Source organism: Pseudoruminococcus massiliensis (assembly GCF_900291955.1).
GTDB classification, from domain to species: domain Bacteria; phylum Bacillota; class Clostridia; order Oscillospirales; family Acutalibacteraceae; genus Pseudoruminococcus; species Pseudoruminococcus massiliensis.
This window is the reverse complement of record NZ_OLMR01000004.1, coordinates 46,701-66,711: the sequence shown is the minus strand read 5'-3', so window position 1 is coordinate 66,711 and position 20,011 is coordinate 46,701. Positions and strand designations below refer to the sequence as shown.

14 protein-coding genes are annotated in these 20,011 nt (G+C 38.6%); 4 read left to right on the top strand and 10 right to left on the bottom strand.

Annotated elements, in window-relative coordinates; genetic code table 11:
- Window positions 1-3 precede the first annotated feature (3 nt).
- Window positions 4-504, bottom strand: coding sequence for a GNAT family N-acetyltransferase (locus tag C9914_RS07060; protein WP_158707357.1), 501 nt, complete (start codon window positions 502-504; stop codon window positions 4-6).
- A gap of 313 nt (window positions 505-817) precedes the next feature.
- Here C9914_RS07060 and C9914_RS07055 point away from each other — a divergent pair, with 313 nt between their 5' ends.
- A complete protein-coding gene (locus tag C9914_RS07055; RefSeq protein WP_106764389.1) occupies window positions 818-1,978 on the top strand; it encodes a cation diffusion facilitator family transporter in 1,161 nt (386 codons plus the stop codon).
- Window positions 1,979-2,859: 881 nt separating this feature from the next.
- On the opposite strand, the gene dnaJ is transcribed toward C9914_RS07055, so the two are convergent.
- From dnaJ to hrcA, 4 genes are all read right to left on the bottom strand, one after another.
- Window positions 2,860-4,008 carry a molecular chaperone DnaJ gene (gene dnaJ / locus C9914_RS07050; protein WP_106764388.1) on the bottom strand — a complete coding sequence of 383 codons (1,149 nt, stop codon included), beginning with the start codon at window positions 4,006-4,008 and terminating at the stop codon, window positions 2,860-2,862.
- 317 nt (window positions 4,009-4,325) lie between these two features.
- Complete coding sequence (gene dnaK, locus C9914_RS07045; protein ID WP_022264518.1) at window positions 4,326-6,173, bottom strand: molecular chaperone DnaK; 1,848 nt, start codon at window positions 6,171-6,173, stop codon at window positions 4,326-4,328.
- A 194-nt stretch (window positions 6,174-6,367) separates the two neighbouring features.
- Window positions 6,368-6,949: a nucleotide exchange factor GrpE gene (grpE, locus tag C9914_RS07040; protein ID WP_158707356.1), complete on the bottom strand. Its 582-nt coding sequence runs from the start codon at window positions 6,947-6,949 to the stop codon at window positions 6,368-6,370.
- A 14-nt stretch (window positions 6,950-6,963) separates the two neighbouring features.
- On the bottom strand, window positions 6,964-7,992 hold the full coding sequence (gene hrcA / locus C9914_RS07035) for a heat-inducible transcriptional repressor HrcA (protein ID WP_022264516.1): 1,029 nt from the start codon (window positions 7,990-7,992) through the stop codon (window positions 6,964-6,966).
- Between the two features lie 367 nt (window positions 7,993-8,359).
- On the opposite strand from hrcA, the gene C9914_RS07030 reads away from it, so the two are divergent.
- Window positions 8,360-9,970: an ABC-F family ATP-binding cassette domain-containing protein gene (locus C9914_RS07030; RefSeq protein WP_022264515.1), complete on the top strand. Its 1,611-nt coding sequence runs from the start codon at window positions 8,360-8,362 to the stop codon at window positions 9,968-9,970.
- Window positions 9,971-10,347: 377 nt separating this feature from the next.
- Here C9914_RS07030 and C9914_RS07025 read toward each other — a convergent pair whose 3' ends face one another.
- The 4 genes from C9914_RS07025 to C9914_RS07010 all read right to left on the bottom strand — a co-directional run bounded on the left by C9914_RS07025 (window position 10,348) and on the right by C9914_RS07010 (window position 15,427).
- Window positions 10,348-10,593 (bottom strand): acyl carrier protein, encoded by a 246-nt coding sequence (locus C9914_RS07025; protein ID WP_106764385.1) that lies wholly within the window; start codon window positions 10,591-10,593, stop codon window positions 10,348-10,350.
- 32 nt (window positions 10,594-10,625) lie between these two features.
- Window positions 10,626-12,410, bottom strand: a complete 1,785-nt coding sequence (locus C9914_RS07020; RefSeq protein WP_106764383.1) for an HAD-IIIC family phosphatase — start codon at window positions 12,408-12,410, stop codon at window positions 10,626-10,628.
- A 109-nt stretch (window positions 12,411-12,519) separates the two neighbouring features.
- A complete protein-coding gene (locus C9914_RS07015) occupies window positions 12,520-13,965 on the bottom strand; it encodes a DHHW family protein (RefSeq protein ID WP_106764381.1) in 1,446 nt (481 codons plus the stop codon).
- A gap of 40 nt (window positions 13,966-14,005) precedes the next feature.
- The gene (locus C9914_RS07010; protein WP_022264511.1) at window positions 14,006-15,427 is read right to left on the bottom strand and encodes an MBOAT family O-acyltransferase; all 1,422 of its coding nucleotides are present in this window, start codon (window positions 15,425-15,427) and stop codon (window positions 14,006-14,008) included.
- 328 nt (window positions 15,428-15,755) lie between these two features.
- On the opposite strand from C9914_RS07010, the gene C9914_RS07005 reads away from it, so the two are divergent.
- Entirely contained in the window at window positions 15,756-17,561 is a 1,806-nt protein-coding gene (locus C9914_RS07005) for an NPCBM/NEW2 domain-containing protein (protein WP_242972080.1), read from the top strand.
- A 97-nt stretch (window positions 17,562-17,658) separates the two neighbouring features.
- On the opposite strand, the gene C9914_RS07000 is transcribed toward C9914_RS07005, so the two are convergent.
- The gene (locus C9914_RS07000; RefSeq protein ID WP_106764377.1) at window positions 17,659-19,377 is read right to left on the bottom strand and encodes a leucine-rich repeat protein; all 1,719 of its coding nucleotides are present in this window, start codon (window positions 19,375-19,377) and stop codon (window positions 17,659-17,661) included.
- A 200-nt stretch (window positions 19,378-19,577) separates the two neighbouring features.
- Between C9914_RS07000 and C9914_RS06995 the strand changes: the two genes are divergently transcribed.
- Complete coding sequence (locus C9914_RS06995) at window positions 19,578-19,862, top strand: helix-turn-helix domain-containing protein (protein WP_022264508.1); 285 nt, start codon at window positions 19,578-19,580, stop codon at window positions 19,860-19,862.
- The last annotated feature ends 149 nt before the right edge of the window (window positions 19,863-20,011 follow it).

Sequence of the window (20,011 nt, the reverse complement as noted above, 5' to 3'; positions counted from 1 at the left end):
TTTTTATTTTATTTTCTTTTCCATTTCAGCATATTCTGTCTGAAAACCGTTTCCGAGAGTCATAACGCCCTCTTTAAGCTTAACAAAGCCTAAGTGTTTATATGCTATACAAGCAGCCTCATTCTTAACAAGAATATCTACAATAATCTTATTCGCATTAACCGACCGACAAAGCTTTTCAATATGTGCAACAACATATCTTGCTATGCCCTTTTTTCTATATTCCTTGCTAACATAGATTTTATCAAGAATAATTCGTCTGCCTTCATACATTATATCGAAATATCCGCAAAATTCCCCATCACAGAAAATTTCGTAATAATTATGCTTGCGAGTTCTAATTTGCTCAATAACAGAATTAGCTGTTTGATATTCTGCGAGCATATATTTAATATTTTCTTCTCCGATAAGACCTGCATAATAATCATAATAAATTTTCTCTGCAACCTTTGCAAGCTCCGATGCTTGTTTTTGTGTTACAATAGGTGTGAATTGAATCTCCATCTTAACTTTCCTCTCTTTGATTTGAAGCATTAAATTAAGTGATAATTACATTTTTATAGCTACCAACAGAGAAAGCTTAAATAATTATCCCAATGTACTATTTTAAATCATAATCATACCATAATACACTATACTTCCCTAATTATATTATAAATTGGGCAATTTGTCTATATACAATTTTAAAAATAAGACTAATTTCTCTCGAATTTATATATTTAAACCTAAAAACAAAATATCTTCGATGTGATTGTTGATTCTATCCCCTTAATATGATATAATATAAAATTATACAATTAACAAGGTGCGAATGATTATGACAGATTTTTTGATTCGGACTTTTATCAAAGACAGCGAAAATATAAACAATCGTGTAGTTCGGCGTTCATATGGAGCTATGGCAGGAATTGTCGGAATAATATGTAATATAATTCTCTGCATTTCAAAGCTTATTACAGGTATCTTAACAGGTGCTATATCTATAACCGCTGATGCTATAAATAACCTCACAGATGCAGCCTCATCAGTTATAACCCTTGTTGGCTTTAAAATGGCTGGAAAATCCGCCGACCAGGAGCACCCCTATGGTCACGGCAGAATCGAATATATCACAGGTCTGCTTATCTCGCTTGTTATTATGCTTGTCGGAGTTGAACTTTTCCGCTCATCTATTGACACTGCAATAAATCCATCAGAAATCGACTTTAACATTATATCAATCATTGTCTTGATATTCTCTATTTTGGTTAAGCTGTGGATGTCTCTATTCAACAGAAAGCTCAGCAAAAAGCTCAATTCTTCTGCCTTGCACGCAACATCAATAGATTCCCTCAGCGATTGCATAGCAACCTCCTCCGTCATAATCGGAGTTGTTATTGGTATGCTTACAGGTATAAACCTTGATGCCTACATTGGAATAATTGTTGCTTGCTTTGTCATTGTGACTGGCTTTAAGAGTGCTGCAGAATCCCTCAATCCACTTATCGGTGAAGCTCCTGATAGCGAATTTGTTGCTGAAATTGAAAAGACTGTCCTCAATGATGAAAGAGTTCTTGGTTTGCACGATGTTCTCGTGCATAGCTATGGTGCAACACATATAGTTGCTTCACTCCACGCTGAACTTCCTGCTAACATAGACCTTATGACTGCACACAATATTGTTGATGAGCTTGAAGATAAAATTCATACAAAATTCGGCTGTGAAATTACAATTCATGCAGACCCGATTGAAGTTGACCGAAAGATAACCACACCGATATATACAGATGTACTGAAATCCGTAAAAGCTATTGACCAGCTAATTTCCGTCAAGCATTTCCGCGTAACAAAGGGTTATGCGAAAACTTATATTCTTTTTGACTTGAGCTTTCATAATGAAATAGACCCAATATCTCATGCAAAAGCTAAGGAAACTGTTATAAAAACGCTTAAAGAAATGCACCCCGAAATAGAATTTATAGTTGGCGAAAAAGCGTAATCAACGAAAGTTCACTCAAGACAGCGAGCCACAGTTGAAGAAACTACCGCTTAGCTAACCAGCTTCTCTTAGACAATTAAAAGTTTTGCTCAAGGCGGCGAGCCGCCGCTCCCAAGACGCGGTGGCGTGCCGCCACTGTCAAGACGCGGAATCGCTCGACAAGTCTCGCTCGGTGTGAATAAGGGAAGATAGTTGCCGCGATTGAAGAAACTACCGATGAACTACCGCTTAGCTAACCAGCTTCTCTTAGACAATTAAAAGTTTTGCTCAAGCTTTTTCAAAAGCTTGCAGTTTCCAAAGGCGGTGCCTTTGGTGGGTTTTAAGGGCGAAGCCCTTAACCTTTCTTACCCCCTTAGGGGCGAACTAAGTTCGCCCCTAAATTTCTTTTGTCAGCAATATTAGTCAATATCTGCGAACTTTATTCGCCCATTCAGCAGTTTATTACTGATAAAAACAAAACACACAGCTCAGAAAAATAGAGCTGTGTGTTTTTATGTTTAAACTATTAAAATTTCTTTTGATAGCAACATCGGTCAATAAGGGCGGACTTTGTCCGCCCTTTAGGGGCAAAGAATGTTAAGGGCGTTGCCCTTAAAACCCACCAAAGGCTCCGCCTTTGGAAACCGCAAGCTTTTGAAAAAGCTTGAGCAAAACTTTTAATTATCTTAGAAAAGCCTTGTTAGCTAATCGGTAACTCATTGGTAATTACTTCGACCGCGTCAACTATCTTCCCTTATCCACACCGAGCAAGGCAAAGCCGAGCGATTCCGCGTCTTGTCCTGTGCGGTCACGCACCGCGTCAACTATCTTCCCTTATCCACACCGAGCGAGACTTGTCGAGCGATTCCGCGTCTTGGGAGTGGCGGCTCGCCACCGCACACTTAGTCCTCAAAAAGTTCTTTTAGCTTTTCAAAGAAGCCTTTGCGTTTTTGATAATTCTTTTCATCTGCCGCCGCATCAAATTCCTTGATAAGGTCTTTCTGCTTTTGGTTTAGATTCTTAGGAACTTCAATAGTAACCCTTACATATTGGTCACCTCTGCCCCTTGTGTTAAGATGTGGTATACCCTTACCCTTTAGCTTGAAAATATCGCCTGGCTGTGTTCCTTCGTGAACTGAATAAGTAACTTTGCCATCAAGAGTAGGAACTGTAACCTCGTGTCCAAGGGCAGCCTGTGCAAATGTAAGCGGAATTTCGCACCAGACATCGTCACCCTTGCGTTCGTAAATCGGGTGAGGACGAACATTGATATAAACATGAAGGTCACCTGATGGACCACCATTTATACCGCTATTGCCGTGACCACCAACATTAAGAACCTGGTCGTTATTGATACCAGCCGGAATATTAACCGAAACTGTACGCTTTGTACGAACTCTGCCTGTACCAGAACAAGTTCTGCAAGGAGTTTCGATAATCTTTCCTCGTCCCTTACATCTATCACAGCTTCTTGAGGTCTGAATTACGCCAAACGGAGTACGCTGGCTAATCTTAACCTGACCAGAGCCACCACAAGCTGGGCAAGATTTAGGAGAAGTACCCTTTTGAGCACCTGTACCCGAACAATCCTTACAAACCTCTATATTCTGATAAGAAACCTCTTTCTTACAGCCCTTAGCTGCCTCCTCAAAGGAGATAGTAACAGAAACCTCTGTATCTGCTCCTCGCCTTGGAGCATTAGCGGAGCTTTGCGACCTTCCACCGCCAAAACCGCCAAAGAAGCTATTGAATATATCGCCGAGGTCTATATCCTGACCAAACGGACTTCCACCACCTGATGCTGCACCTGCTCCATAGCTTGAGTCAACACCTGCAAAGCCAAAGCGGTCATAGCGAGCACGCTTTTCCTTATCGGAAAGAACCTCATAGGCCTCATTTACTTCCTTAAACTTCATCTCGGCTTCCTTATTATCAGGATTAAGGTCGGGATGATATTTTTTTGCAAGCTTTCTATAAGCTTTTTTTATTTCATCATCAGAAGCACCCTTTTGAATTTCGAGAACTTCGTAATAATCTCTCTTATCTGCCAACGATTATCACCTCAGTAAAAATTAAAGCACAAAACACTGCATATCATTATATAATAATTAAAACTATTTTTCAATCAGTTTCATGGAATATAGTGAACTTTTTGCAGTGGGCGGAGTGCTTCTGTCATAGGATTTATCCGCAGTAATGAACTTTTAACTGGAATATATTAAATCAAATAATCCGATTCAGATATAATTCTTTTACTGCAAATACGGATAAGTATTTCCCCTCATTCAGCACAAGGCGAGCAGAGCATAAAACCGCCCTGCCCGCTCTGCACTAAAATATATTTAAGAGAGGATTTCGTGTAATTGAATTACTTATTGTTATTGTCGTCAACATCTTGATAATCAGCATTGTAAACATTGCCGTTACCGCCGTTGTTGCCAGCAGCGTTGTTGTCGCCTTGTGGAGGAACTGCACCGCTTGCCTCAGCAGCCTTATAAATCTTCTCAGAAACAGCATACATAGCTGTCTTGAGTTCTTCTGATGTAGACTTAATCATATCACCGTTATTCTGTGAGAGAGCTTCCTTAGTTGCAGCAAGCTTCTGATTAAGAGTATCCTTATCAGCCTGCTCGAGCTTATCGCCATTCTCATTGAGGAGCTTTTCTACTGAATATACGAGGTTTTCTGCATCGTTCTTAACATCAATTTCTTCACGACGCTTCTTATCCTCAGCGGCATACTTCTCAGCATCCTTAACAGCTCTGTCGATGTCTTCCTTGCTCATATTTGTGTTAGATGTGATAGTGATATGCTGTTCTCTGCCTGTACCAAGGTCCTTAGCAGAAACATTAACAATACCGTTAGCATCAATATCAAAGCTAACTTCGATTTGTGGAACACCTCTCATAGCAGGTGCGATACCATCGAGCTTGAAAAGACCAAGCTGCTTGTTATCTCTTGCGAACTCACGCTCACCTTGGAGAACATTTACCTCAACCTGTGTCTGGTTATCAGCAGCAGTTGAGAAAATCTGGCTCTTCTTTATAGGAATAGTTGTATTTCTGTCGATAATCTTTGTCATAATTCCGCCTTGTGTTTCAACACCAAGTGAAAGAGGTGTAACATCGAGGAGGAGAAGACCTTCAACATCACCGCCGAGAACACCAGCCTGAAGTGCAGCACCGATAGCAACGCACTCATCAGGGTTAATGCCCTTAAATGGCTCTTTGCCGATAAGTCCCTTAACAGCGTCCTGAACAGCAGGGATTCTTGAAGAACCACCAACCATAAGAACCTTGTCGATTTCGCCAATAGAAAGACCTGAATCAGAGAGTGCTTGACGAACAGGACCCATTGTGCTTTCTACGAGGTCAGCAGTAAGCTCGTTGAACTTTGCTCTTGTAAGAGTGAGGTCAAGGTGCTTAGGTCCTGTTGCATCAGCTGTGATATATGGAAGGTTGATAGCTGTTGAAGTAACGCCAGAAAGCTCAATCTTAGCCTTTTCAGCTGCTTCCTTCAATCTCTGCATAGCCATTTTATCGCTTGAAAGGTCAACGCCTGATTCGCTCTTGAAGCTTGAGATAAGCCAATCAATGACTCTCTTATCGAAGTCATCACCGCCAAGACGGTTGTTACCAGCTGTTGCGAGAACCTCTTGAACGCCGTCGCCCATCTCGATGATAGATACATCGAATGTACCACCGCCGAGGTCATAAACCATAACCTTTTGGTCTGTTTCCTTATCAATGCCATATGAAAGAGCAGCAGCAGTAGGCTCATTGATGATACGCTTAACTTCAAGGCCAGCAATCTTACCTGCGTCCTTAGTTGCCTGACGCTGTGCATCTGTAAAGTAAGCAGGAACTGTAATAACAGCCTGTGTTACTGTATCGCCAAGATATGCTTCTGCATCAGCCTTAAGCTTTTGAAGAATCATAGCTGAAATTTCTTGTGGAGTAAAGCTCTTGCCGTCAATGTTTACTTTATAAGCAGTACCCATTTCTCTCTTGATAGATGAGATTGTTCTGTCTGGGTTTGTGATAGCCTGACGCTTAGCAACCTGACCTACCATTCTTTCACCGTTCTTAGCGAAAGCTACGACAGATGGAGTAGTTCTTGCACCCTCAGCATTAGCGATAACGACTGGTTCGCCGCCTTCGATAACAGCTACACAAGAGTTTGTAGTACCTAAGTCTATACCGATTGTCTTTGCCATAATAAAAAACCCCTTTATGATTTATTTTTTAAATTTTAGTTTGGCGAACTTTGTTCGCCCTTGAAGAAACAAGTGTTGGGCTTCGCCCAAAGGTATTTCGCTCTCTGCGGAGAGCGACCAAAGGCTTTGCCTTTGGAAACTACAAGCTTTTGAAAAAGCTTGAGCAAAACTTTTAACTGTCAATTTGCTACTGACTAACAAACAACTTGAACCATTGCGTGGCGAATGATTTTATCGCCAATTTTATAGCCCTTTTGGAATACTACTGCAATCTGATTTTCTTCAAGCTCTGAATCCTCAACCTGTGCAACAGCATTATGAATTTCAGGATTGAATTCGTCACCTCTTGCACCATATTCCTCAACATTCAGCTTCTTGAGTGAATCCTGCATCTGAGCCATAATCATTGTCATACCCTTAGTATGCTCATCATCAGCACCATTTAATGCTTCAATAGCTCTTTCAAGGCTATCAAGAACAGGAAGTATAGTCTTTATTGCGGCTGCTGTCGCATCATTATAGATGTTTGATTTCTCACGCTCAGTACGCTTTCTGTAATTATCATACTCAGCGGCAGTTCTCATAAAGATTTCCTTCTGCTTATCAAGCTCTTCCTTTAAGCCGTTGATTTCCTCCTCATATTTAGTCTTCTGAGATTTTGAGCCTTTGGAGGATTTCTTCTTTGTTTTTTCATCTTTCTTTTCTGTTTCGGAGGCTTCAGCCTCGTTTACAGTTTCGGAAGTTGTATCTTCCGCAGTCGTATCTTTCTTTGGCAAGATAATTCTCCTCTCTATCCATTAAGAATTCCGCTCAACATTGTTCCCACAGTGTCAGCAAGATATTCTGTATTCGCTATAGTTTTTGAATAATTCATTCTTGTAGGACCTATTACCGCTATCGCACCCGAGCATACATCTGAAACATTATATTTCGATATAATCACGCTCGCCTCCGAAAGCTCAGGTATCTTAGTTTCTTCGCCGATAAGAACCCTTGTAGGCTCATCGCCTTCATTCAACAGCTTTGTAATATCGTTTGTTCGGTTAAGAAAATCGACCGTCTGTCTTGCACTTTCAAAGCTGAACTCTGGCAGGAAAAGCAATTTGCTTTGTCCCTCAAGAGCTATATTCGTAGTTGCGGCATCTTTCGCCGCATCATGAATAGCAATCAGTGCATTCGGAACAATCATAGAAAGCTCACCAAGCGAAATTGCAGCCGACTGTATAAATGCAGGTGTAACATCTACAAGCATTGTACCCTGAAGCTTATCATTCAAGGCATTATCGAAAAGGCTTAGAACCTCGTCATTAACAACAAAATCACATCTGAAAAGCCTTGTTCTTACCATACCTGTTGAGGTTATCAACACAGCCATAGCTGTGTGATTGCCTGTCTGAACGAATTTAATCCGTTTGACATACGCTCTGTCAGCAGGTGGAGATGTTACAACGGCGGCATATCTTGTAATATCCGAAAGAATCTGTGCCGCCTCGCTGAGGAGGTGTTCAGGAGCATCCGAGTGGAGTAAAAGTGAAGCTTTGATAGCTCCTTGTTCTTTCGGGCTTACAGGCTTAACGCTCATAAGCTTATCTACATAAATTCTATAACCAAGATTTGTTGGCACTCTGCCCGAAGATGTATGAGGCTGTGTGAGCAAGCCAAGCTCAGAAAGCTCTGACATATCATTTCGGATTGTTGCGGACGAAACATTGAAATCAAGTCCGTCACAAAGTGTTTTTGAACCAACTGGCTCGCCAGTGCCGATATACGAATCTACAATAGCCTCAAGAATTTTCAGCTTTCTGATTGCAGGCTGCATATCAATCACCTCTTGCACAATTAAGAATTATTTACTTCATTAGCACTCTTGTGCCTTGAGTGCTAATCTATATATAAATTTACCACCATTCCCCTCAAATGTCAACACCTAAATTGTAAACGATTTATAAACGAGGGAATTTTTTGAAAAAAGTTGACAAATCTCTCCAAGACACTTAAAGCTTAGTTCATTCGTTCCTTTAATTAATTTCTACATTCATTACTATTCAGAATAAATAGGTCATAGCATTACACTTATATCTATTTTTGCAAGTGATTTTTCAGTTTTATGCTTTCAATTTATTATGTTTACTGTTATAATAACGAGGTAAATATAGAAAGAATCAAAAATAGGGGGATAATTAAAAATGATAACAGTAAGTAATGTAGCACTCAATTTCAGTGGTACAAATCTTTTTTCTGATGTAAATCTTAAATTTACACCTGGCAACTGCTATGGAATAATCGGTGCTAATGGTGCAGGAAAATCAACCTTTCTAAAAATTCTTTCGGGAGAACTTGAACCGTCTAAAGGCGAAGTAATTATTCCCGAAAATACCCGTATGTCAGTTTTAAAGCAGGACCACTTTGCATTTGATGAGTATACAGTCCTTGACACTGTAATATATGGCAACAAAAAACTATATGATATAATGAAAGAAAAAGATGCTATCTATGCAAAGGCTGATTTCACAGACGAGGACGGTATTCGTGCATCTGAGCTTGAAGCAGAATTTGCCGAGCTTAACGGTTGGGAGGCAGAAAGTGACGCTTCAAAGCTCATTCAGGGCTTAGGACTTTCCGAAGACATTCTTTATGCACAGATGAGCACACTCACAGGTAATGAAAAGGTTAAGACACTTCTTGCACAGGCACTTTTCGGCAATCCTGATATTATACTTCTCGATGAGCCTACAAATAACCTTGATGTTCTTGCGATAAGCTGGCTTGAGGATTTTCTCCTTGATTACGAGGGAACTGTTATAGTTGTATCTCATGACAGACATTTCTTGAATACAGTTTGTACTCATATTGTCGATATAGATTACACAAAGATTAAAATGTATGTTGGCAACTATGAATTTTGGTACGATTCAAGCCAACTCATTCAGCAGATGATTAAACAGCAAAATAAAAAAGCCGAGGAGAAAATCAAGGAATTACAAAGCTTTATCGCACGATTCTCAGCAAATAAATCCAAATCCAAGCAAGCAACCTCTCGTAAGAAGTTGCTCGATAAGCTTACAGTTGAAGAACTTCCTGCATCAAGCCGCCGTTATCCTTATGTAGGCTTTACTCCTGACAGAGAGGTCGGCAAGGAAATCCTCACAGTAGAGGGACTTTCAAAAACACTTGACGGCGAGGTTATGTTTGAAGACATCAGCTTCAGAGTTGAACGCACAGATAAAATCGCATTTATTTCAGAAAATGAGCTTGCTGTAACCGCTCTCTTTGAAATTCTTATGGGCAATTCTGAGCCTGACAGCGGAGCCTTCAAGTGGGGCATCAGCACAAGTCAATCATATTTTCCAAAGGATAACAGCTCATATTTTGACGGCTGTGAACTTTCTATTCTCGATTGGATTCGTCAATATGCAAAGGATAACGAACGCACCGAAACTTATTTAAGAGGTTTTCTTGGCAGAATGTTATTCTCAGGCGAAGATGTATTCAAGCCTGTTAATGTTCTTTCTGGTGGCGAAAAGGTTCGTTGTATGCTTTCAAGAATGATGATGTTTGGCTCTAATGTTCTTGTCCTTGACCAGCCGACAAACCATCTTGACCTTGAGTCTATTACCGCCGTAAACAAAGGCTTAACCAATTTTAATGGAGTAGTTCTGTTCACATCACACGACCACGAATTTATATCAACTGTTGCGAATAGAATTATTGTTATCGAAAAAGACGGTATTAAAGACATAACATCAAGCTATGATGAATACCTCGAAAAGAATAAACTAACCCGTACAGATAAATAAATTATTATTAAAACCCTTAACATCTCTTACTCCCTAAAGGGGCGGACAATGTCCGCCCCCTTTTTTGACTAATGTTGCTAACAAAAGAAAAAGCGGCGGATAAAATCCGCCGCTCAAAAGGCAAAGAATGTTAAGGGCTTCGCCCTTAAAACCCACCAAAGGCTCTGCCTTTGGAAACCGCAAGCCTTTAAAAAGGCTTGACCTAAATTTTAATTGTCTAAGGGTAGTTTGTTAGTCAAACGGTAGTTTATTCGACCGCGTCAACAAACTTCTTTTGAAAGTGTCGAGCGAGGCTTGCCGAGCGATTCCGCGTCTTGGGAGCGGCGGCTCGCCGCCTTGAGCAAAACTTTTGAGTATCTTGGGGAAGTTTTTTGCTATTATCTGGTTGCTCTTGCTGCGATAATATGTGCCATTTCGCCGACATTCTTCATTGAAGAAATTTCGCCCATCTTGAACTTCATACCAAATTCCTTCTCAACTGCTGAGATAAGTGTGATATGCTCAAGGCTATCCCAATCTTCAATATCGTCTGCTGTTGTTGCAGGCTTTACAACAATACTGTCATCATCAAATACATCTCTGAAAACCTCATTAAGTCTTGCGAAAATTTCATTTCCTGTCATAGCTATTATCTCCTTTGTTAGTTCAAATATATTTACTTGTTATCGGAAACCTCAATATAACGGTTCTGATTTTCATAGCCCTCTATTGGAAGTTCCCAAACGGTATTACCATTTTCATCTTCGCTTATCTTTGCAAAGCCAAATGTTCCGTAAAGCTCACGAACCATTCCGTTTTTCTTTGTTGGATAATAATATCCTCTGATTTTAGAAATGCCATTCTGACGGCATTTTTCTACGAGAGTATCGAGCATAGCCTGTTCCATATCTCTCTTTAATACTCGACAGCTCATCAGCCAAAGGTCGATATGAAGTGTATCTTCACGCTTTTCGCCAATAACTACCGAAACAACGCCATTATCACCGAATTTATCAATAAGCTTTCCGTAAAGTCTGATATAATTCGGGCTGTGCCAGACTTCTTCCATTTCAGTCTGTGTATAACGCTTTGTAGTAAGATTGAACTGGTTGCTCTTATTAGTAAGCTGTGTAATTCTTGCGATATATACAGGAATAAAATCGCCGATAGTTGCCTTCATATCAAGGCTCTTGAGATATTCGCCGTAATCAGCGAAAGAGGCTTGCTGTGCATTTCGCATAGCATTTTCCTTGTACATTTCATTACGCTTGAGGTCGTCCTCGTTGAATGTAGTAACCTCGAAAAATCCGCTTCTGTCTATTGTAGTGATGTAGTTTTCGACAGAATCCATCACAGGAGCTTGTACACCCTTTAACTGTGATTTGACAATTTCTCTTTCGGCTGGGTTATCATCAACAAAAACAATAGCTTCAGGCAGAATATTAAGCTCTGCGGCGGTTTCTGCAATGTTTCTGTCTTTGTTTTCCCAGTTTGCCTTGATGATTATAAAGTCATCTGGCTTGAGTACGCCCTCAGGGTGATTAAGTCCTGCGATAGCGTTTTCGTGGTCATTCTTTGAGCATACAGTGAGGATTATTCCGAGAGATTTAAGCTGTTTGATGTAGCTTTGGAATTCATAATAAGATTGTGAAACGCCATTTTCTTGACCGATTTCTATTCCGTCTACGCCGTCATCACCGACAACTCCGCCCCAAAGGGTGTTATCGAGGTCGAGGGCAAGAGCCTTTTTATTCTTGCCAAAAATAGACTTAATGATATTAGACACAGAGAAAGCCAAGTATGGAATAGCCTCAAAGCACATAGCGTACTTATACATATTCCAGAAGCTTGGATTCGACCATTCTTTCAAACCATAATCGGCAGAAAGATAGTTAATATCATTGATATAAAAGCCCTCGGTCTTTTCTGCGAAATCGTAGAAAGCTTGATTAAGACGGCTTATGAAGTTTGTTCTGCCACGATAATCTGAGCAATCCTTGTTGCCCATAAGGCGATAGAATGGCATTTCAAAGTTATTTTGAATGATAGGACAATGAAACTTATCTCTTATGCTGTTCCAGATATTCTCGAAACGGGCAAATTCAGCCTTTAGCTTTTCATCAACAATTTCTTTGCTGTCTGTAACCTCAGGAAGATTGCGGATATTACGGTTTGTTGTATGAACAAAGACAATATCGGGCTTAAAGCAGATAAGCTCTTCACTTGGAAAAACAGCGTCCTGTTCATATTGTGCATATTCCGACTCATAAAATTCAGCTTCTATGCCAGCATTTAGCAGAAAAAGCTCAAGAGTATTTATAATTTCGTTTGTTGTAGAACCACCAAAAACGGCGATTTTCTTTTTGATTCTTGCCGAGCCATCTGCAAGTAATTCACGCTTAATAGACTTGCGTTTCTTAATGATATATGACGGGTCGAATGGATAATTCAATTCCTGCATTTTATTTACCTCCTTATATTGCGATGAACACCTATCTAAATAAATAGTTTTTGATAGTCTTATGCACCCACAGCTAAGTACTTGAGCTATGGGTGCATAAACTTTGTAATTAGTCGGTGCCTTCCTCTTTTTTAGCGACCTGTTCATCAACTATTGTGCTTGATGAATCCTGAGTTATAAGATTTGCAATATTGTCTGCATTATCACCGACAACTGAATATGCCGACATTGTGAAGAGAACATCTGTTGCTCCAACTGTCTTAATAAAGTTTACAAGATTTCTCTCGAAGTATCTTACATCAACTACATAAATTTCCTCAAAGGAGCTTGTGTAGAATGGAATTTCAGCGTTGCCGTAGCTATCCTTAACGACAACCAGCTTTCTGCCATTGTTTACAGCAGTTTTAACCTTGACAACATAGCTGTCACCGCCCATATATCTGAGGTAAGAGTTTGCAACATCAACCTCATTGAGCAATGCCCAACTGCCTTGGTAATTAAAGCTTTGGTCGTAATAGTAGGTTGTATACTTAGCTGATGGCTCATAGTAGGTGAAGGTTTCAGGGTCGTTGAGAAGTCTTGAATCGCCTGAGAACGCATAAAGAGTACCAACATAGCCCTCAGTATCGACCTTTTTATACTTGCTTATATCAGCGAAATCTACACCAGCAGCCTTTGCAAAAGCCTCTGAAGCATAGTATGCACCAAGTGCCTGCCAGTGATGGTCTGTACGGCAGTAAATCGGCTCTTCTGTATGCTTTCTGAGAACACTTGAAATATTAACCGAAGTTATGCCTTCATCAAGCTTAGAGGCGATATTATTAAAGCAATCCTCTTGGCTTGCAGAATAGTCTGCAAAGTTAGCAGGAGTATAGAATTCACTTGCAAGAGGTGCTGGCATAGAATAAACCTTAACCTTGCCACCAAGCTGTTTATTAAGCTCATTAAGGCTTGAGGCATAATTGTTTCCAGAACCATTGCCGAAAAGCTCAAGTCCACGCCAATGACCGTCTTGGTTTATAATGAGCATACCGTTTTCGTAACCGCCCTCAGCCTCTTCTTGGCGGAAGTCCTTTTGGTCTTTTTCAGAAGTTTCCTCACTCTGGCTTGCTGTAGAGGTATCACTCTTGCTTGCTGTGTCTGATTTTGAGGCTTCAGGCTCGCTTGAGCTGCTGTTATTCTTAACAGGCTTAACGGGTTTACCTATAATAATAGCAGTATCATTGGTTGTAACGCCAAAAAGTCCCTTGATATTGTTGCCCATATTTTTGAAGTCATCACGATATGGAACAGTGTCATCATACCATTTTGTTACGCCAGCAGTAAACTCCCCACTAAAGTAGCTGGCAAAGGAGAAATTCGGGAAAGTTGTCAATTCACGCTTTTCAATAACAGATTGCTTAGAGCGTGGAAAGAATATTAAAAAACCTACACCAATAGCCATAAGAAGCATCAGAATAAGTACGGATATGGTCGAAAAGCCATTTTCTAAGGCTCGTCTGCTCATACCGTTCTGTCTTCGTGCAGGCTGTGGTCTTTGTCTGTCATCTTGCATATTAACAGTCCTTTCAGTATGTCACAAATCGAGGTTTAAATCAGAATCTCCAGTAGAGGAATGGGTTATTTGTAGAATCAACAAGCAAAATACTTGATATTACAAGGAGTACGCCACAGCATACAGTTGAACCCATTCTGCCAAGAGCATAGATTGTGTTGTTTCTGTTCTCGAAGAAGAATTTCTTGATAGCAGGGAGAACAGGCATACAAGCAACCATTGCAAAGATAATAAGGAAGCAGTTATTTACAAAGGAGTTCCAAGTGAGCTGGTCTGCAAATGGACTTCCGTTTGAAATCATGCTTATACCAGTGATATTGAGGAAGAACTGTCCAAGCTGTCCCATATCCTCAAAGTAGAATATGCCGAAGCCGATTATAATAACAAGCTTGCTATAAATGTGCTTCCACCATAGTGGCCACTTCTTTATTCGTTTTTTGCCGAGCTTTTGCTCAAAGAAAATGAAGAAGCCGAAGTAAAGTCCCCATAGAATGAAGTTCCATGCAGCACCATGCCACATACCTGTGCAGAACCATACAAGGAAAAGGCTGAAATATTTTCTATTCTTGCCGAAAATAGGAACATAGAGGAGATAATCCCTAAAGAATGAACCAAGGGAAATATGCCATCTCTGCCAGAATTCTGCGATAGTCTTGCAGGCAAATGGATACTTGAAGTTTTCGTCAAAATGGAAGCCGAACATTCTGCCAAGACCGATAGCCATATCTGAATATCCACTAAAATCAAAATATACATACATTGAATATACTATAACAGTATACCATGTTCCAAGAGTGGAAAGTGTAGAAATATCTTGACCAAAGAATTGTGTTACGATAGCATAGAGGTTATTTGCAATAATAACTTTCTTTGCTAAACCAACAATAATTCTCAATGCACCTTCGCTGAGGTCGGTTGCAGTAACTCTACGCTTAGAAACCTCTTGCTCAACAACACTATATCGAACAATAGGACCAGCGATAAGCTGTGGGAAAAGTGACAGATAAAGTAGGAATTTACTGAATTGTCTTTGAGGCTTAACATTCTCCCAATAACAATCGAGAACATATGAGATTGCCTGGAAGGTATAGAAGCTTATACCTATCGGTAAGGCAATCTGTGGAACAGGAATTGATGCGTGGAAAATACCGTTAAAGGTTTCTGCGAAGAAGCCAGTATACTTGAATATCAAAAGAAGAAGTATATCGACAGATATAGCTGTAGCTATAAATATCTTACCTCTTGGTTTATTTCGGTTAGCACCTATGTGCATACCCATTATCCAGTTGAACGCCGCGCTAAATAAGAGAAGAATTATCCAGATAGGCTCTCCCCATGCATAGAAGATGAGAGAAAATACTATTAGCACCTTGTTTCTTGTTTCGAGCTTTTTAGCCGCGAAATAACAAATAAGGCACAAGGGCAGAAAAAAGTAGATAAAGAACAAATCTGCAAATACCATTTGTGCAACTCCTTAAAAATTTTTTATTCCTGAACATTATATATCCATCACTAAGTATTGTAGATTAATTATAATCATACGATTTTAGTATAACATACCCAATGCGATTTTGGAATATATTTTTCAAAAAATTAACTTTGCTTTTCTGATGAATTTTTCTTTTTATTTTCAATATTTTTTGTAGTAGATTTTTGCATAAAAGCTATGTTAAAAATCGGCAAAATCACTAACGCTCTTTGCTTGACAAATATTATTGAGAAAATTATAATTAGAATCGTAGTATTATATAAAAAATACTATGATTATATATTTAGGAGTTGATTTTTTGATGTTTTGCGAAAATTGTGGAGCAAAAATAGCAGATAACGATATGTTTTGCCAAAACTGTGGCAAAAGAGTTGAGTTCCCTGCTACACAGCCTATACCTGAACAAAATGTAAGCCAAGCAGAGCCAGAAGCTTCTGCACAAAATTCAGAGCAAGCTGCTCAGGCAGAAACGGTTGCTGCACAACAAACAGCAGCTGCAGTTGCTGAGCCTCAGCAGCCACAGGCAAATCCATACACTCAGCAAGCCCAACAGCCTCAAGTGAACCCATACTCACAACAGCCTCAGCAGAATCCATATGCACAGCAGATTCAACAGCCTCAGCAGAATCCATATGCACAGCAGTCACAGACAAATCAATATTTACAGCAAAATCCTTATGCTATGCCAAATGGACAGCAGATGGCACAACAGCCTAAGAAATCCAATTTTAAAATTAACAAAAAGATGATTATAATTGGCTCTGTCGTTTTAGCAGTAATTATTGCGGCTGTAATAGTTATAGGGATATTGGTTTCTAATGCAAATAACCCAGTTAATAAGATGATTAATGCTATTAATAATGGTGAATATAAGACGGCAAATGAACTTTATTACGATAACTATAAAGCACTTTCTGATAATAAAGCTGTCATAGATGCTATTCAGGCTCAGGTTGACGCTGTTAAAAAAGCTTATGATGATGGTTCTATGGACTATGATACTGCAATGGATAAGCTTGATGATATTTCTGATTTACCGATGTCTTATGAAACATCACTTAGCGAAGTAAGGTCAGAAATAAGAGAACTCGAGTCATCAGCAGATTACCTCAAACAAGGTGACGAGTATCTTAAAAAGAAGGAATATAGTAATGCAATCTATTACTATGACGAAGTATTAGAAAAGGATACAGCTAACTATAAAAAGGCTCAGGAGCAAAGGGCAAAGGCTATTGATGGTATTCGTCAGGAATATCTTGATGAGGCAAAAGAAGAATTTGATAATGGCGAGTATAAATATGCAATTTCAGACCTTCAAAATGCTTTAGATGATAATTATCTCACAAATGACGAGAAAATCAATGCACAAATAGCTACATATGTAGATGAGATTATCAAGAAATCAGATGAGTATTTCAATAATAAAGATTATGAAAATGCAGTTAATCTAATTGATAATATCAAGAGTATGTTTGATGAGGGCAGTGATAACTACACTAAACTCAATGCTCAGCTTGAAAAGCTGAATAAAGAAATTCCTGTTAAGCTTCAGGATATTAGTTTCAGTAGCTCAAATTCAGATTATTTCTATAGATACCAGAGTGGTTCTAAGGATATTTCAGGCAATGAGTATAATAGCGATAATGTCTGCACAATGTCTGTTTCTAAATATCACGAAAATGCGTATGCAGAGATGTATGTTAATAAGGGCTATAAGAAGATTAAAGGCATAATAGCAGTTAAGGATAATAATTATAGCAGTATTTCGAGCGACACAAGAGCATATTTTGAAGTTGTAGGCGATAAGAAGACACTTTATAAGAGTGAAGTTCTTACAAATAAATCTGAGCCTATTAACTTTGCGGTTAATATAAAAGATGTAGACACACTTACAATTAAGCTTGTTTATTCTAAGGGTAGCGGAAGTTCAGGTATGGATGTCATTCTTTCAGATGTAGAGATTTATTCAGTAGATTCAAGCGAGCCTGACGCACCTGCAAATGAAACAAGCGAAGTTTCAAAGGTAGAATCAAGTAAGGAAGAAAGCTCAAAGGCAGAGTCAAGTAAGCCAGAGAGTTCAAAAGCTGAATCAAGCAAAGCGGCCTAAGAGAAATTAGAACAATTAAATATTCATAAAGAAATCCCACAGCTCCATATGATTGAAGCTGTGGGATTTTTGTAGCTGAAAATATTTGATTTATATATTAGGTACGCTTTTTCTTGAATGTAATTGTTGCGATAGCAGTAACTGCACCAGCAAGCATTGCTGCCATAGCAAATAAGTTATTGCTGTCACCAGTTTCTACACCATTTTTGCCTGTTTCGCTTGGGATTTTACTACTATCTGTATTATTTGTATCACTATTTGATTTGCTTGAATCACTTATAGTATTGCTTTGTTCATTACTTGGCTCATTACTTGGCTCATTGCTTGGCTCATTACTTGGCTCATTACTTGGCTCATTGCTTGGCTCACTTGTATCAGCAATCAAAGCATAGATAGAAAGATGGTCAGTAGTAAATTCATAGTTACCATTATTATAGGTTGCATTCATATCAACTTTTGTGCCGTCTTCCTTTATCAAATATACCTTGCAGTTTGCTTTATCGCTTGGAATTGAAACTGTTATTGTTCCGTTTGGCTGAATAGTGTTGCCGTTCTCATCTTTTAGAGTTATGTTATAAGCTTTTACAGCATTTTCAACGGTGGCTTTTTCTACATTAAGTATTACGCCGTCATCAAAAGTACCCTTAACGGATATGTTATCAACCTTGCTTGTTAATGTTGTAATTTTTTTGTTAATATCTACAAATGGTATAACATTTATATTAGCATAGCTCTCAGCGTAGCTTCCGATATTGCCATATATGGTAAGATTTCCACATCCCAACAATGCATAAACGCCTATACCTATTACACTGCTTGGAATCTCTATAGCTGTAAGATTTGGACAACTAAAAAAAGCCCATGCTCCGATGATTGTTACACTGTCTGGAATTTTTATGTTTGTAAGATTGGTACAATAACTAAATGCATTATCAGCAATTCCAGAAGTATCATTTTTTAAAGTGATTTTTGTATTTTCAGGCATTTCACCTTTGTATAAATATAAAACTTTTCCAGCATATAACAATCCATCAGGTTGATTGTTATACCACAGTGTGTCATTAAACGCTCCAAGCTCAATGGTTGTTACACTATCTGGTATTTTTATATTTTTCAAATTTTTGCAATGAGCAAATGCATCCATTCCTATACTTATAAGACTATTTGAGATATCTATATTTGAAAGGCTTTGACAGTTATAAAATGTTTCACTTTCTATACTTGTTACGCCGTCGGGTATTGTTATATTTGTTAAGCTACTACAATTATAAAAGGCTTCACATTCTATGCTTGTTACGCTGTCAGGTATTGTTATATTTGTTAAGCTACTACAATCGTAAAATGTTCCATATTCTATGCTTGTTACACCGTCAGGTATTGTTATATTTGTTAAACTACTACAATTATAAAAGGCTTCACATCCTATGCTTGTTACACTGTCAGGTATTGTTATATCTGTTAAGCTTCTGCAATCAGAAAAGGCGCTATCTCCTATGCTTGTTACGCCGTCAGGTATTGTTATACTTTTAAGATAGTCATTGATTGAAAAAGCAAATCTTTGTATACCTGTAACCTTTCTACCATCAATCTCACTTGGAATAATAATTACCTCATCACAACCATAATAATATATAATTTCAATTGTGCCATCATCAAGGATTTGATAGTCATACTCACTCCAGCTTTCGGTGTCTGAAGAAGAATATGCAACCGCAGTGCCTTCCTCCGCCGAAACCGTAACAGCCATTGCTGCTGAACTGCTTACCGCAAGCATAGTTGCTAAAATAAGTGCTGCCATTTTTTTACTTTTTTCCATAAATAATACCTCCTAAAAAATTTTTTGTTTTGGACTGAAAACAGCCTATATTATTACCGTATGATTAACGGATAATATCCTTTGGCCTGCTTTATGAGATTGTATCATAAAAAATTAACTATTTCAATTATTAGTTGATAAAATGTACCAAATGAATACTATATAAAAATATAATTTCAGTGAAAGGCGGTGTCAGATTGGTGAATTTTGGAAACAGATTGAAAACACTCAGAATAAAGAAAAAGCTTACTCAACAACAGCTCGCAGACCTTTTAGGGCTTACAAAATCTGTAATAAGTGCCTATGAAAACGGACTGCGTTATCCTGCATATGATGTTTTAATAAAAATCGCAAGAATATTTAAAGTTTCAACAGACTTTCTCTTAGGTGTTGAGATAAAAAGAGAAATAGATACATCAGGACTGACAGATGAACAGGTTGAAGCGTTAATCGTATTAATTGATACTATAAGAAACAATAATTAAAATTTGCCGAAATTTAATGATTTTACTTGATAATTATTAAACTGTACCCCTTAAAAATATAAAATCTGTGCATTGTAATAGTGACAGTTTCAGTTATAATGAGCTTATGTAAACGTTTCGTAGGTCGTGTGCACAGGCTTGAGATGTTA